The following is a 16,586-nucleotide window of genomic DNA, read 5'->3' on the forward strand; positions in this document are numbered from 1 at the left end:
CGATGAAAGGACACAGCGAAGTGACGAAGCCGGGCTTCGTGGACGTGTGGCCGCTGTCCCCGCTCCAGAAGGGCATGCTCTTCCACGCCCTCTACGAGGAGCACAGCGCGGATGTCTACGTCATCCAGATGGCCCTCGACCTGCGCCGGGACGTGGACGCCGGACGGCTGCGCGAGGCCGTGGCGACGGTGCTGCGGCGCCATGACAACCTGCGGGCCAGCTTCCGCAACCGCACCAGCGGGGAGCCGGTGCAGGTGATCCTGCGCGAGGCCGCGCCCGACTGGTCCGCGCACGATCTGCGCGAGGTCGCCGACGCGGACCGGGAGGCGGAGCTCGCCCGGCTGCTGGAGGCGGACCGCACCCGCCGGTTCGACCTGGCCCGTCCGCCGCTGCGGTTCTCGCTGGTGCGGCTGGCCGACGCCGAGTACCGGTTCGTCTTCACCGCCCACCACATCCTGCTGGACGGCTGGTCCATGCCGCTGGTGCTGGGCGAGTTGATGGCCCTCTACACCAGCGGCGGCGATGAGACGGCGCTGCCGCCGGTCGCCCCCTACCGCGACTACCTGGCCTGGCTGGCCCGGCAGGACCGGGGTGAGGCGGAGGAGGCGTGGCGGGACGCGCTGGCCGGTCTGGACGGGCCGACGCTGGTGGCGCCGCCCGATCCGGCGCGCGGTCCGGCGCTGCCCGCGACGCTGATCGAGGAGGTGGACGCGGAGCTGTCGGCGCGACTCGCCCGGCGGGCCCGCGCCCACGGGCTGACGCTCAACAGCGTGGTGCAGACCGCCTGGGGGCTGGTGCTGGCCGGGCTGACCGGCCGGGACGACGTGGTGTTCGGCGAGACCGTCTCGGGCCGGCCCCCGGAGCTGCCGGGGGTGGAGTCCATGGTGGGGCTGTTCATCAACACCCTGCCGGTGCGGCTGCGCGTCGATCCGGAGCGGCCGCTGGCCGAGCTGGTGCGCGGGCTCCAGGACCGGCAGAGCGAACTCATCGCGTACAAACACCTGGGCCTGGCGGAGATCCAGCAACTGGTCGGCGGCGGTGAGCTGTTCGACGCCATCACCATCTTCGCCAACTACCCGATCGACACCGACACCCTGAAGAACTCCGCCGAGGGCATCGGAGCGGTGGCCGCCACCACCGTGGACGCCACCCACTACACCCTCAACCTGGAGGGCACGGTCCGCGGCGAGCGGATGACGGTCCGGCTGGACCACCGGCCGGACCTGTTCGCGGACGGCGCCGGGCGGGAGATCCTGGACCGTTTCCTCGCCGTCCTGGCCGCGTTCGCCGCCGATCCGCGGCGGCCCGCCGGGTCCGTACCGGCCTTCACCTCCGAGGACCGGGCCCGGCTGGTGACCGCCCGGCCCGCCACGCCCGGGTCCGTGGCGGCGGAGGGCGGCGGGGCACCGCGCACCGAGCGCGAGAGGGCGCTGTGCGGGCTGTTCGCCGAGGTGCTGGGGGTGGACTCGATCGGTGTCCACGACAGCTTCTTCGAACGGGGCGGGGACAGCATCTCCTCGATCCAGCTCGCCCACCGCGCCCGCAAGGCGGGAGTGGAGATCACCCTGCGGGAGATCTTCGAGCACCGCACGGTGGCCCGGCTCGCCGCCCTGGACCCCGGCCCCCGGCAGCCCGCCGTGCGGGCCGAGGACGGTGTGGGCGAGGTCGTGCCCACTCCGATCATGCGCTGGCAGCAGGCCCGCGGCGGTCCGGTGGACGCGTTCAACCAGACCATGACCCTGCCGGTTCCGGCCGGGCTGGAGGAGGACCAGGTCCGGGCCGCCGTCCAGGCGCTGCTGGACCGGCACGACGCGCTGCGGCTGCGGCTCACCCGCGCCCCCGGCGCCGACTGGGCCCTCACCGTGGCCCCGGCGGGCGCCGTACGGGCGGAGGACTGCGTCCGCCGCACCGAGGACCCCGACGACGCGGAGGAACTGCGGGCCGCCATGGGGCGGCTGGCGCCGGAGGACGGCCGGATGCTCCAGGCCGTCTGGTACGACGCCGGGGCCGCCCCGGGACGGCTCACCGTGATCGCCCACCACCTGGTCGTCGACGGGGTCTCCTGGCGGGTGCTGCTGCCCGACCTGGAGGCGGCGTTCGACGCGCTCACCGACGGCAAGACCCCCGAACTGGAGCCGGTGGGAACCTCGTTCCGCCGCTGGACGCGGCTGCTCGCCGAGAACGCCACCGCGCCGGAGCGGGTCGCCGAACTCCCGCTGTGGCGCGCCATCGCCGCCACCGAGGACCCCGCGCTCACCGACCGTCCGCTGGATCCGGTCCACGACGTGGTCGGCGCAGCGCGGCAGTTGACGCTCACCCTGCCCGCCGAGGTGGCCGAACCGCTGCTCGGCCGGGTGCCCGCCGCGTACCACACCGGGATCAACGAGGTGCTGCTGACCGGTCTGGCGCTGGCGGTGGCCCGCTGGCGGCGCGAGCGCGGCCGGGGCGACGGGTCGGCGGTGCTGGTCGGTCTGGAGGGCCACGGCCGTGAGGAGATCGCCGAGGGCGTCGACCTCTCCCGTACGGTCGGCTGGTTCACCAGCCTCTTCCCGGTGGCCCTGGACCCCGGCGCACTGCCGGAGGACGAGCTGTGGACCGGCGGCCGGGCCCTGGACACCGCCCTGAAGACCGTCAAGGAGCAGCTGCGCGCCATCCCCGACAAGGGGCTCGGCTACGGGCTGCTGCGCCACCTCAACCCCGGGACCGGCCCGGAGCTCGCCGCCTTCGCCGAACCCCAGATCGGCTTCAACTACCTGGGCCGGATGGGCGAGGCGGACGCCGGTGACACGGCCGCCGCCGACACCGTGACGGTGCGCGACCTCACCGGGGCGGGCGACCCCGCGATGCCCCTGGGCTACGCCCTGGAGGTCAACGCCGCCGCCCTGGACTACCCCGACGGCCGGCGGCTGGTGGCCTCCTGGACCTTCTCCGCCGAACTGCTCACCGAGGCGGAGGTCGGCGAGGTCGCCCGGCTGTGGTTCGACGCGCTGCGCGCCCTGGCCGTGGCCGCCGACCGGCCGGACGCGGGCGGGCTCACCCCCTCCGATCTGCCGCTGGTGGCCGTCGGACAGGACGAGATCGACCGGCTGGCGGCGGCGCCCGGTGGTCTCGCCGACGTCCTGCCGCTCTCCCCGCTCCAGCAGGGACTGCTGTTCCACTCCGTCTACGACGAGTCCGCGCCCGACGTCTACACCATCCAGTCCGCCCTGGAACTCCACGGCCCGCTGGACGCGGCGACCCTGCGCACCGCCACCGGCGCCCTGCTGCGCCGCCACGCCAATCTGCGCGCCGCGTTCATCACGTCCACGTCCGGCCACGCCCTCCAGGTCGTCCCCCGCGAGGCCGAGGTGCCCTGGACCGAGGTGGACCTCGGCGGGCTCGACGGCGAGGCGCGAGGGGCGGAGCTGGACCGGCTGCTGGCCGCCGACCGCGCCGAGCGGTTCGATCTGACCGCGCCCCCGCTGCTGCGCTGCACCCTGGTCCGGCTCGGCGACGGCCGACACCGCTTCGTGCTCACCGTGCACCACATCGCGGTGGACGGCTGGTCGATGCCGCTGCTCATCGGGGAGCTGTTCGAGCTGTACGGGCGCGGCGGCGAGGACACCGGGCTGCCCCCGGCCGTTCCGTACCGCGACTATCTTGCCTGGCTGGCGGCGCGGGACCGCACGGTGTCCGAGGACGCCTGGCGGGCGGCGCTGGACGGGGTCACCGAACCGACGCTGCTGCGGGGCGACGTCCCCGCGGACCGTGCCCCCGCCGCGCCGGAGCGCTGGACCCAGGAGCTGCCCGCGGAGCTGAGCGCCGGGCTGCTGGCCGCGGCCCGGACGCACGGGCTGACCGTCAACACCCTGGTGCAGACCGCGTGGGGTGTGGTGCTCGGCGCGCTCACCGGCCGCGAGGACGTGGTGTTCGGCTCGACGGTGTCCGGGCGCCCGCCGGAGCTGCCCGGTGTGGAGTCCATGATCGGGCTGTTCATCAACACCCTGCCGGTACGGGTGGACACCCGGCCCGGGGAGAGCCTCGCCGAGGCGGCCACCCGGCTCCAGACCCGGCAGTCCGGGCTGCTGGCCCATCAGTACCTGGGCCTGGCCGACCTCCAGAAGCTCACCGGCACCGGTGAACTCTTCGACACCCTGGTGGTGTTCGAGAACTATCCCGTGGACGCCGAGACCCTGGAGTCCACCGCCCGTGACCTCGGGGTCGTCGACGCCGAGGTCCGGGACGCGGTGCACTACCCGCTGGGGCTGCTGGCCGCCCAGCGCGGGGACGAGCTGACCCTCACCTGGTCCCACCGCCCCGACCTGCTGGACGCGGCGGAGGTCCGGACCCTGGCCGGGCGGTATCTGCGGGTGCTGGAGGCGTTCGCCGCCGACCCCGCCACGCCCGTCGGACGGATCGATCTGCGCACCGCCGAGGAGCGGGCGGCCGAGTCCGGCGGACCTCTCGTCGAGGCCGGGGCGCGCACCCTCACCGAGGTCTTCGAGGCCACCGCCGCAGCCACCCCCGACTCCACCGCCGTGGTGTACGGGGACACCGCGCTCGGCTACGGCGAACTGAACGCGCGGGCCAACCGGCTGGCCCACCAGCTGATCGCCCGTGGCGCCGGACCCGAGCGGCTGGTGGCGCTGGCGCTGCCGCGCTCGGCCGAGACCGTCGTGGCGCTGCTGGCCGTCCTCAAGTCGGGCGCGGCCTATCTGCCGCTCGACCCGGACTACCCGGCCGACCGGCTGGCCCACATGGTCGGCGACGCGGCGCCCGCGCTGGTGGTCACCACCACCGGCGCCGCACCGGACACGCTGCCCGCGGGAGTGCCGGTCCTGGCCCTGGACGACCCGGCGGTCCGGACGGAGCTGGCCGGACGGCCCGCCACCGACCCCACCGACGCCGACCGCACCGCGGCCCTCACCCCCGACTCCCCGGCGTACGTCATCTACACCTCGGGTTCCACCGGCCGCCCCAAGGGCGTGGTGGTCCCGCACCGCAACGCCGTGCGGCTGTTCACCGCCACCGACCCCTGGTTCGGCTTCGGCCCGGACGACGTGTGGACGATGTTCCACTCCTACGCCTTCGACTTCTCGGTGTGGGAGATCTGGGGCCCGCTGCTGCACGGCGGACGGCTGGTCGTGGTCGACCACGCCGTCAGCCGTTCCCCCGAAGCCTTCCTGGAGCTGCTGGTCCGCGAGCGGGTCACCGTGCTCAGCCAGACCCCGTCCGCGTTCCACCAGCTGATGGCCGCCGACCGGGACAACCCGGCCCTCGGCCGTCGACTGGCCCTGCGCACCGTCGTCTTCGGCGGTGAGGCGCTGGACCCGTGGCGGCTGGAGGAGTGGTACCGGCGGCACGACGACACCGCGCCCCGGCTGGTCAACATGTACGGGATCACCGAGACCACCGTGCACGTCAGCCATGTCGCCCTGGACCGGGCGGGCGCCGCCGCCGCGACCGGCAGTGTCATCGGCGAGGCCATCCCTGATCTGCGGGTGCGCCTCCTGGACACCTCGCTGCGGCCGGTCCTGCCCGGCGCGCCGGGCGAGATGTACATCGCCGGGGCCGGGCTGGCCCGTGGCTACCTCGGCCGACCGGACCTCACCGCGGGCCGCTTCGTGGCCGACCCCTGCGGCCCGCCCGGAAGCCGGATGTACCGCTCGGGCGATCTGGCCCGCCGTGGCCCGGACGGACGGCTGGAGTACCTGGGGCGCGCCGACGACCAGGTGAAGATCCGCGGCTTCCGCATCGAACCCGGTGAGATCGAGGCCGTGCTCGCCGGACATCCGGCGGTCGGCCAGGTGGTGGTGCGGGTCCGCGAGGACCGGCCGGGCCACCGGCTGCTGGCCGCCTATGTGGTGCCCGCCGCGGGCCGTACGGCGGACGCGGGCGCGCTGCGGGACCACGCGGCCGCCGCGCTGCCGGACCATATGGTCCCGGCCGCGTTCGTCACCCTCGACGCGCTCCCGCTGACCGTCAACGGCAAGCTGGACCACCGGGCGCTGCCCGCACCGGAGTTCGGCGGCGGGGGAGAGGGCGGCCGGGTGCCGCGCACCCCGGCCGAGGAGACGCTGTGCGCGCTCTTCGCCGAGGTGCTGGGCGTCGCGTCGGTCGGTGTCGACGACAGCTTCTTCGAGCTGGGCGGCGACAGCATCATCTCCATCCAGCTGGTGAGCCGGGCCCGTGCGGAGGGGCTGCGGTTCAGCCCGCGCGATGTGTTCGCGCATCGCACGGTGGCCGCGCTGGCCGCGGCCGTCGCCGTGCCCGACACCACCGGGGGACCGGCCGCCGAGGCGCCCGTCTCCGACGGCGTCGGCGAGGTCCCGCTCACCCCGATCATCCACTGGCTGCGCGAACGCGGCGGCACCATCGACCAGTTCAACCAGACCATGTCGATGCCCGTGCCGCCCGGCACCACCCTGGACACCGTGCGCACGGCGCTCCAGGCGGTCCTGGACCACCATGACGCGCTGCGGATGACCCTGACCCGGATCGCGGACGACATCGGATGGTCGCTGGAGACCGCGCCGCCCGGCGCCGTACGGGCCGGGGACTGTCTGCGCCGGGTGGACGCCGCCGCGCTGGTGCGCGCCGGGCTCACCGAGGACCGGCTCGACGCGCGGGCCGCCGAGGAGATCGCCGCCGCACAGGGCGAACTCGCCCCCGTCGAGGGCCGGATGGTCCGGGCCGTATGGTTCGACGCCGGTCCCGACGCCCCCGGCCAGCTGGCCGTCATCGCCCACCATCTGGTGGTCGACGGGGTGTCCTGGCGGATCCTGCTGCCCGATCTCCAGGCCGCCCTGGACGCGCTGCGCGCGGGCCGTCCGGTCGCCCTCGACCCCGTCGGCACCTCCTTCCGCCGCTGGTCCCGGCAGCTCACCGAGGCCGCCGGGGAGCCGGAGCGGATGCGCGAGGTGGCGCTGTGGCGCCAGACGCTCACCGGTCCCGACCCCCTGCTGACCGGTGAACCGCTGGACCCGGCCCGCGACACCATGGGCACCGCGGCCATGCTGCGCTTCACCCTGCCCGCCGAGGTGACCGGACCACTGCTGGGCCGGGTGCCCGCCGCATTCCGCGCCGGGGTCAACGACGTGCTGCTCACCGCGCTCGCCCTCGCCGTCGCCGGATGGCGGCGCGCCACCGGACGCGGCGAGGGCCCGGAGGTGCTGATCGACCTCGAGGGCCACGGCCGCGAGGAGATCGTGCCGGGCGCCGATCTGTCCCGTACGGTCGGCTGGTTCACCAGCCTCTACCCGGTACGGCTGGACGCGGGCGAGCTCACCGGCGCGGAACTGGCCGCCGCGGGCCCGGCCGTCGGCGGCGCGCTCAAACGGGTCAAGGAACGGCTGCGCGCCATCCCCGACAACGGCGTCGGCTACGGTCTGCTGCGCCATCTCAACCCGCAGACCGCCCGCGCCCTGGGCCGTTTCGCCGAACCCCAGATCGGCTTCAACTACCTGGGACGGCTGGGCGAGGCACCGGACACGGAGGTCCTGGAGGAGCCGGAGGCCGCGGGCGACCTGTCGTCCGTCGCCGACGCGGCGATGCCGCTGCCGCACACCCTCGACCTCACCGCGACCGCCGTCAGCCACCCCGACGGCCCCCGCCTGGTGGCCAACTGGGTCTATCCCACCCGGCTGCTGGAGGAGGCCGACGTACGGGAACTGGCCCGCGCCTGGTTCCGCGCGCTGCGCGCCCTGGTGGCACACGCCGGACGCCCCGAGGGCGGTGGACTCACCCCGTCCGACCTGCCGCTGGTCGACCTCGGCCAGGACGAGATCGACCGGCTGGAGGCCGCGCACCCCGGCGGTCTGGCCGATGTCCTCCCGCTCTCCCCGCTCCAGGAGGGGCTGCTCTTCCATGCCCTCTACGACGAGCGCGGGGCCGATGTCTACAACGTCCAGATGGCGCTGGACCTGCGCGGTGAGCTGGACCCCGCCGTCCTGCGCGACGCCGCCCGCACGGTGCTGCGCCGCCATGACAACCTGCGAGCCGCCTTCCGTACCGGCGCTCGCGGACAGTCCCTCCAGACGATTCCGCACGAGGTGGAACCGCCCTGGACCGAGGTGGACCTCAGCGGACTGGACGAGGCCGGACGCACCGCGGCGCTGGACCGGCTGCTCGCCGACGACCTGGCCGCGCGGTTCGATCTGCGGCGGCCCCCGCTGCTGCGGTTCACCCTGGTCCGGCTCGGCGAGGACGCCCACCGGCTGCTCTTCACCAACCACCACATCCTGCTCGACGGCTGGTCCGGGCCGCTGGTGATGGCCGAGCTGTTCGAGCTGTACGGACGGCGCGGCGACGCCTCGGGGCTGCCCGAGGTGACCCCGTACCGCGACCACCTGGCCTGGCTGGCCGCACAGGACCGGCCGGCCGCCGAGGACGCCTGGCGCACCGCGCTGGCCGGGGTGGACGAGCCGACCCTCGTCGCCCCCGCCGACCCGGGCCGCCGCCCGGTGCGGTCCGAGGCGTGGGAGGGCGCGCTGACGGCGGAGGCCGTGGCGGCGCTCACCGCCCGCGCCCGGCGCCACGGGCTGACCAAGAACACCGTGGTGCAGGCCGCGTGGGGGCTGCTGCTGTGCTCCGCCACCGGCCGGGACGATGTGCTGTTCGGCGAGACGGTGAACGGCCGGCCCGCCGAACTCCCGGGCGTCGAGACCATGGTGGGCCTGTTCATCAACACCCTCCCGGTGCGGGTGACCGTCGAGCGCGGGGACACCCTGCTGGACGTGGCGACCCGGCTCCAGGACCGGCAGCTCGATCTGATGCCGCACAAGTACCTGGGGCTCACCGACATCCAGCGGCTGGTGGACGCGGGCGGGGCGCTGTTCGACACCTCGACCGCCTTCGAGAACTTCCCGGTGGACTCCGGCGGACTGGCCGAGGCCGCCCAGGGACTCGGGGTCGTGGACGCCGAGATCCAGGACGGTACCCACTATCCGCTCCAGCTCGCCGTCACCGACACCGCGCACGCCCTCACCCTCAAACTCGACCACCGCCCCGACCTCTTCGACGCGGCGGAGGCACGGGCTCTCGGGGAGCGGCTGGTACGGCTGCTGGAGGCGTTCGCCGAGGACCCGGAGCGGCCGGTGGCCGCCGTCGATCCGCTGTCGGCGGACGAACGGGACCGGCTGGCACGGTGGACCGACACCGGTGGCGCCGTCGCACCGGTGACGTTCCCGGAGTTGTTCGGGGAGCGGGTGGCGGGGTCGCCGGATGCGGTGGCGGTGGAGTCGGCCGGGGTGGCGTTGTCGTATGCGGAGTTGGACGGGCGTGCGGGGGTGTTGGCGGGTCGTCTGGCTGGGGTGGGTGTGGGTGCGGAGGATGTGGTGGCCCTGGTGTTGGGGCGTTCGGTGGAGTCGGTGGTGGCGTCGCTTGCGGTGATGCGGGTGGGTGCGGCGTATCTGCCGGTGGATCCGGATTATCCGGCGGAGCGGGTGGCGTTCATGCTGGGTGATGCGCGGCCGGTGGTGGTGTTGACCACGGAGGCGTTTGCGGATGTGGTGCCGGAGGGCCACACCGTCGTGCTGTTGGACGGGGACGTGGAGGAGCGTCCGGCTGCGCCTGGGGTGGTTGTGGCGTTGGATGCTCCGGCGTATGTCATCTACACCTCGGGTTCGACGGGTGTGCCCAAGGGTGTGGTGGTGTCCCATCGTGGGCTTGCCGCGTTCGCGGCGGCTGAGCGGGAGCGGTTCGCGGTGACGGCGGAGAGCCGGGTGCTGCAGTTCTCCTCGCCGAGTTTCGACGCCTCCGTGCTGGAGTTGTGCATGGCGCTGACGGCCGGCGCCACGCTCGTCGTTCCGGCTCCTGGACCCCTCGTAGGGGAGGCGCTCACCGAGGTGCTCGCCTCCCGTCGGGTGACCCATGCCCTGATCCCCCCGGCCGCCCTCGCGACCGTCCCCGCCACCGGACTGCCGGACTTCCGGTGTCTGGTGGTGGGCGGTGAGGCGTGTCCGGCGGAGTTGGTGGAGCGGTGGGCGCCGGGGCGCCGGATGGTGAACGCCTACGGCCCGACGGAGTCCACCGTCATGGTGACCACCAGCGGTGCGCTGAGCGCCGACACCGGCCTTCCGCCGATCGGCACACCTCTGCCCGGCACGCGGGCCTATGTGCTGGATGGTGCGCTGCGGCTGGCTCCGCCGGGGGTGGCGGGTGAGCTGTATGTGGCGGGTCCGGGTCTTGCGCGGGGTTATCTGCGGCGGGCGGCGCTGACGGCGGAGCGGTTCACCGCCGATCCGTTCGGTCCGGCGGGGTCGCGGATGTACCGGACCGGGGATGTGGTCCGCTGGCGGGCGGACGGTCAGCTGGAGTTCGTGGGCCGCGCCGATGACCAGGTGAAGATCCGGGGCTTCCGGATCGAACTCGGCGAGATCGAGACCCGGCTCGCCGGACACCCCGCCGTCGAGCAGGCCGCCGTGGTGGTCCGGGAGGACCGTCCCGGTGACCGCAGGCTCGTCGGCTACGCGGTGGCCGGTCCGTCCGTGACCCCCGCCGCGCTGCGCGGCCACCTCGCGGAGGAACTGCCGGGCTACATGGTCCCCGCGGCCGTCGTGGTGCTGGACGCCCTGCCGCTGACGTCGAACGGCAAACTGGACCGCAAGGCCCTGCCGGTGCCGGAGTACGGCGCGGCCGGGGAACGGCGCGCGCCCCGCGACCCCCGCGAGGAGACCCTGTGCGGACTCTTCGCCGAGGTGCTGGGGATCGAGGCGCCCGGGATCGACGACGGATTCTTCGACCTCGGCGGTCATTCGCTGCTGGCGACCCGGCTGGTCAACCGGATCCGCACCGAGCTGGCCGCCGAACTCCCGGTGCGGGCCGTCTTCGAGGCGCCGACCGTCGCCGCCCTGGCCGGGCGGCTGGCCGATGCCGGCGGGGCGCGCGAGGAACTGCGCCCGGTGGACCGGCCGTCGGTGGTCCCGCTGTCCTACGCCCAGCGCAGGCTGTGGTTCATCAACCAGGTCGAGGGCGGTGGCGGCTACAACATCCCGCTCGCGGTGACCCTGCGGGGCGAGCTGGACGCCGCAGCGCTGCGCGCCGCGCTCGCGGACGTGGTGACCCGGCACGAGAGCCTGCGCACCGTCTTCCCGGTGTCCGACGGCGTACCGTCCCAGCACGTCCTGGCACCCGGCGAGGTGACCCTCGCCCTTGAGGTGTACGACACCGATCAAGCCGGGCTCGACCGGACCCTGGAGGCCGAGGCGCGGCGGGACTTCGACCTGGCGGCCGACATCCCGCTGCGGGCCCGGCTGCTGCGCCTGGCGCCCGACGAGCACGTCCTGCTGCTGGTGCTGCACCACATCGCCGGGGACGGCGGATCGCTGGCCCCGCTCGTCCGTGACCTGGGCACCGGCTACCGCGCCCGGTGCGAGGGTCGGGCGCCGCAGTTCCCGCCGCTGCCCGTCCAGTACGCCGACTACGCCCTGTGGCAGCGGCGGACCCTGGGCAGCGAGGACGATCCGGACAGCGCGGTCGGGCGGCAGCTCGACCACTGGCGGCGGACCCTGGCCGGACTGCCGGAGGAGCTGGGCCTGCCGCTGGACCGGCAGCGCACCGCCGGGGCCGGGGCGAGCGGCGGTACGGTGCCGGTCGTCCTGCCCGAGGGGCTGGCCGCCGGGCTCACCGGGCTGGCCCGGCGCACCGGGGCGAGTCTGTTCATGGTGTTCCAGGCGGCGGTGTCCGCGCTGCTCACCCGGCTCGGCGGGGGAACGGACATCCCGCTGGGCACGGTGGTGGCGGGCCGTACCGACGAGGCGCTGGAGGACCTGGTCGGCTTCTTCGTCAACACGCTGGTGCTGCGCACCGACACCTCCGGCGACCCCGGTTTCCGGGAGCTGGTGGAGCGGGTGAAGACCGCGGACCTCGCGGCCTTCGCCCACCAGGACGTGCCGTTCGAGCGGCTGGTGGAGGAGCTGAGCCCGGTCCGTTCGCTGTCCCGCAACCCGCTGTTCCAGGTGGCGATCAGCCACCAGAACAACGAGAGCGCCGATCTGGAGCTGCCGGGGCTGACGGCCGTGCCGTACCCGCTGGACTCCGAACGCGCCAAGTTCGACCTGACCTTCGGCTTCAGTGAGGAGCCGGGGACGGACGGCTCAGGTCCGGTGCTGGGCGCGGGGATCGAGTTCAACGCCGCGCTCTTCGACCGGACGACCGTCGAGACCATGGCCGGGCGTCTGGTGCGGCTGCTGACGGCAGCGGTCGCCGATCCGGAACGGCCGCTGGCCCGGCTGGGGCTGATGTCGGCCGGGGAGCGGGCGCGGCTGCTGCCCGGGACGGAGGAGGACACGGTCCCGGGGGGCACGGTGGTCTCGCACTTCGAGGCACGGGCGGTGAACACCCCCGGGGCCGTCGCCGTGATCGCGGACGGGGTGAGCCTCGACTACGCAGGGCTCAACGCCCGCGCCAATGTCCTGGCCCACCGCCTCATCGCGCTGGGGGTCCGGCCCGACGACCGGGTGGCACTTCTCCAGGAGCGTTCGGTGGAACTGGTGGTCGCCACGCTCGCCGTGCTGAAGGCGGGCGCGGCGTACGTACCGCTGGACGCCCGGGCGCCGAGGGCGCGGCTGGAGACCATCGTGGCGGAGACCCGCGCGGGCGTGCTGCTGACCGACCGGGCCATGGCCGGGGTGGAGTTCACCCACACCGCCCGGGTGCTGGTGGTGGACGGAGACCGAGACGGAGACCGAGACGGAGACCGAGACGGAGACGGGTCCGGGGCCGGGGCCGGGCCGGACGATGCGGCCGACGGTGGCGCGGACAACCCGGGCGTACCGCTGCTGGCGGGCCAGTTGGCCTATCTGATGTACACCTCCGGTTCCACGGGCCGGCCCAAGGGCATCGCCGTCAGCCACGCGGACGTGGTGGCGCTGGCCGCCGACGGCCGGTGGCGTGGCGGGGCGCACGAGCGGGTGCTGGTGCACTCGCCGCATGCCTTCGACGCCTCGACGTACGAGCTGTGGGCGCCGCTGCTCGGCGGTGGCACCGCCGTGGTGGCCGCGCCGGGGCAGCTCGACGCGGCCCGGCTGCGCGGCCACGCCGAACGGGACGGGCTGACCGCGGTGTTCCTGACCACCGCGCTGTTCAACCTGATGGCCGAGGAGGACCCGGGCTGCTTCGCCGGTCTGGCGCAGGTGTGGACCGGCGGTGAGCAGGTGTCGCCCGGCGCCTTCCAGCGGGTGCTGGACGCCTGCCCGGACACCGGTCTGGTGCATGTCTACGGGCCCACCGAGACCACCACCTTCGCCACCTGCCACCCCGTGCGCGGCTCGTACCGGACAGGGGAGACCGTGCCGATCGGCCGCGCCATGGACCGGATGCGGGTCTACGTCCTGGACGGGCGGCTGGGGCTCGCCCTGCCGGGCGTGGTGGGCGAACTGTACGTGGCGGGCGCCGGAGTGGCGCGCGGCTACGCGGATCTGCCCGGGCTCACGGCCGAGCGGTTCACCGCAGATCCGTACGGGCCGCCCGGCTCACGGATGTACCGCACCGGTGACCTGGTGCGCTGGGACGCCGAGGGGCGGGTGGAGTTCGTCGGCCGGGCCGATCACCAGGTGAAGATCCGCGGTCTGCGGATCGAACTCGGCGAGATCGAGGCGGCGGTGGCCGCCGGTCCGGAGGTCGCCCAGGTGACGGTGGTGGTCCAGGAGGACCGGCCCGGTGCCAAGAAGCTGGTGGCGTACCTGGTGCCCACGGCGGGCCGGGGCGAGGTGGACGTCCGGGCGGTGCGTGAGCGGGTGGCGGCGGCGCTGCCGGAGTACATGGTGCCCGACGCGTTCGTCACCCTCGCCGCGCTGCCGCTCACCCCCAACGGCAAGGTCGACCGCACGGCGCTGCCGGTACCCGACTTCGGCTCGTCCGCCGGTGCCGGCCGGGGACCGCGCAACCCCCGTGAGGAGCTGCTGTGCTCGCTCTTCGCCGAACTGCTGCGGGTGCCGAGGGTCGGTATCGACGACAACTTCTTCGAGCTGGGCGGCGACAGCATCGTCTCCATCCAGCTGGTCAGCCGGATCCGCGCGGTGTTCGGCGCCGAGGTCTCCAACCGGGCCGTCTTCCAGGCCCCCACGGTGGCCGAACTGATCGCGTTGATGGGCCAGGAGGAATCGGCGGGCGGCGACACCGGTTTCGAGGTGGTGCTGCCGCTGCGCACCGCCGGGGACCGGTCACCGCTGTTCTGTGTGCACCCGGTCGGCGGTGTCAGCTGGATGTACGCGGGGCTGCTCCGCCACCTCCCCGCCGATCAGCCGGTCTACGGCATCCAGGCCCGTGGTGTGGCCCGTGAGGAGCCACTGCCCGCCTCGATCGCGGAGATGGCGGCGGACTACGTCGAGCAGATCCGCGCCATTAGGCCGCACGGCCCGTACCACCTGCTGGGCTGGTCGATGGGGGCGCTGGTGGCCCATGAGATGGCGGTCCGGCTGCGCCGGGAGGGCGAGGAGGTCGGACTGCTGGCCAACCTCGACCAGCCGCCCATGCCGCATGAGGAGTTCGACGACGCGTTCGTGGCGGCGGACGAACAGAAGGTGCTGGCGGTGCTGCTGGACTTCGCCGGACACGACCCGAGGGCGTTCGGGACCGGGCCGCTGGAGTACACGGCGGTCATGGAGGTGCTGCGGGCCGAGGGCAGCGCCCTGGCCACCTTCGAGGAGCGGGACATCCTCCGTATCGGCCGGGTCAACAACAACAACTGGGAGCTGACGCTCGGCCATGAACCCGGGGTCTACGACGGCGATGTGACGCTGTTCGTGGCCACCGAGTCCGAGGACTTCCCCGGCGACCCCGCGGGCAAGGTGGCGAGCTGGACCGACCGGCTCACCCCGTACGTCGGCGGGCGGCTGACGACCCATGAGGTGGACTGCGAACACCGGCAGCTCCTCCAGCCCGGACCGCTGGCCGAAATCGGCTGTGTGGTGCGGGAGATCCTCGATCGAAATTCCTGAATCAGAAATTACCTCGGGCATGCGTTCGGGTAGCTTTCCGGTCAACGGGCTTTATCCCCCGGTGCATTCATTTTCCCAGGAGGAATTGTGAAGAAAATAGCCGCTGCCGCCGCCACCGCGATGAGTGCGATGGCCCTCGTGGCCGCCACCCAGGGCGCCGCCCAGGCGGCGCCGTCCACCACCCGCGCCGCGGCCCCCAGCTGCGTCAAGGCCGATGTGACCTACCTGGTCACGATCATGGTCGAGGTCACCAACAACTGCTCGACCACCCAGAAGGTCAAGGTCGACTTCAACAACAACTACTTCAGCCGCTGTATGACCCTCGCACCGGGCGCGTCCGACACCGCCAACGCGGCCATCTTCCAGGCGAGCCGATACGAGGGTCTCGTCTCCTGCTGAGATCGCTGACCACGGTGGGTCTTTTCCACTTTCAGCCGGTGCTCCCGGGCGTATGCCCGGGAGCACCGTTCCTTTTCCGGGGTTCCGGTGTGGAGCCGCCGGAAGGAAATCTCCCGATCGGCAGATGTGGAAGGCCGCTCCGGACGGCGATCCTGACCGGGTAATCCTGCATTCGGCAGTGAAGGGACAGCGCATGACCCAGGTGGCGAACAGGGACGGGGGGCCGCCGGAGGTCCGGACTCCCGCCCGCTCCCGCTTCCGCCGGCCGGAGCGGGTCGGCTACGCGGCCGCGGCCGCGCTCTTCCTCTACGGCCTGGCCAACGTCTACTGGGCGCTGGGCGGCGGGGGTTTCCCGTTCGGCGCGGAGGACGCCAACCCGGAGTACTCGGCCTTCGAGCACACCCCGGCGTCCACCCTGGCCCCGGTACTGGCCGCGCTGCTGCTGCCCGGTGCGGCCGTGGCGCTGCTGATGGCGCTCCCGGGCCGGCGCCGGGTGCCGCGGAACCTGCTGCTGGGCTACACCTGGTGCCTCGTCGCCGTGGCGCTCGCCGCGTTCGCCGACTTCCGGCTGCTGGGCAATCTCGCCTATGCGCTGATGCTCCGCTTCGGTGCCATCAACTGGACGGTGCTCAACCAGTTCTTCCTGGTCGCGGGTGTGGGGCTGATGGCGGTCACGGCGCTGGCCTACCAGCGGCGGCTGCGGGACGCCTGCGGCTCGTGCGGGCGCACCGACGGGGAGCCGGGCTGGACCAGCCCGGAGGCGGCGGCCCGCTGGGGCCGCAAGGCCGTACGGATCGCCGTGATCGTCCCGTTCGTGTACGCCAGCACCCGCTGGGCCTGGGCCCTGGGCATTCCGCTGGGCATCTCCGACGAGTTGTGGGAGGAGGGCAAGGAGGACCACCTCTGGTACTGGGGAGCCGGTCTCGCCACCCTCGGCGCCCTCGGCGCGCTGCTGACCCTCGGCCTGGTGCGGCGCTGGGGCGAGGTGTTCCCGCGCTGGATGGTGGGGCTGCGGGGGAAGCGGGTGCCGCCGCTGCTGGCCATCGTCCCGGCCTCGCTGGTGGCGCTGCTGATCACGATCGCCGGGGTGATGTACATCCGGCTGGAGATCCAGGGCAAGTTCGACAACCAGAGCGAGGACTGGGGCACCACCGTGCCGGAGATGTTCTGGCCGCTGTGGGGGGCCGCGCTGGCCGCCGCCACCCTCGCCTACCACCTGCGCCGCCGGGGCCGCTGCAAGCGCTGCGGACGGCTGTGAGCCCCCCAACG

General features: G+C 73.7%; 3 protein-coding genes. All 3 read left to right on the plus strand.

What is annotated here, in order from left to right:
* The first annotated feature begins 2 nt into the window (after positions 1–2).
* The 3 genes from AC07FT_RS24140 (at position 3) to AC07FT_RS24150 (ending at position 16,575) form a co-directional block, all read left to right on the plus strand.
* On the plus strand, positions 3–14,918 hold the full coding sequence (locus AC07FT_RS24140; RefSeq protein WP_479178061.1) for an amino acid adenylation domain-containing protein: 14,916 nt from the start codon (positions 3–5) through the stop codon (positions 14,916–14,918).
* Between the two features lie 87 nt (positions 14,919–15,005).
* Positions 15,006–15,317 carry a hypothetical protein gene (locus AC07FT_RS24145; RefSeq protein ID WP_479178062.1) on the plus strand — a complete coding sequence of 104 codons (312 nt, stop codon included), beginning with the start codon at positions 15,006–15,008 and terminating at the stop codon, positions 15,315–15,317.
* A gap of 193 nt (positions 15,318–15,510) precedes the next feature.
* Complete coding sequence (locus AC07FT_RS24150; protein WP_479178063.1) at positions 15,511–16,575, plus strand: hypothetical protein; 1,065 nt, start codon at positions 15,511–15,513, stop codon at positions 16,573–16,575.
* Positions 16,576–16,586 lie beyond the last annotated feature (11 nt).

The sequence above is a fragment of the Streptomyces sp. NPDC045899 genome, assembly GCF_056431485.1.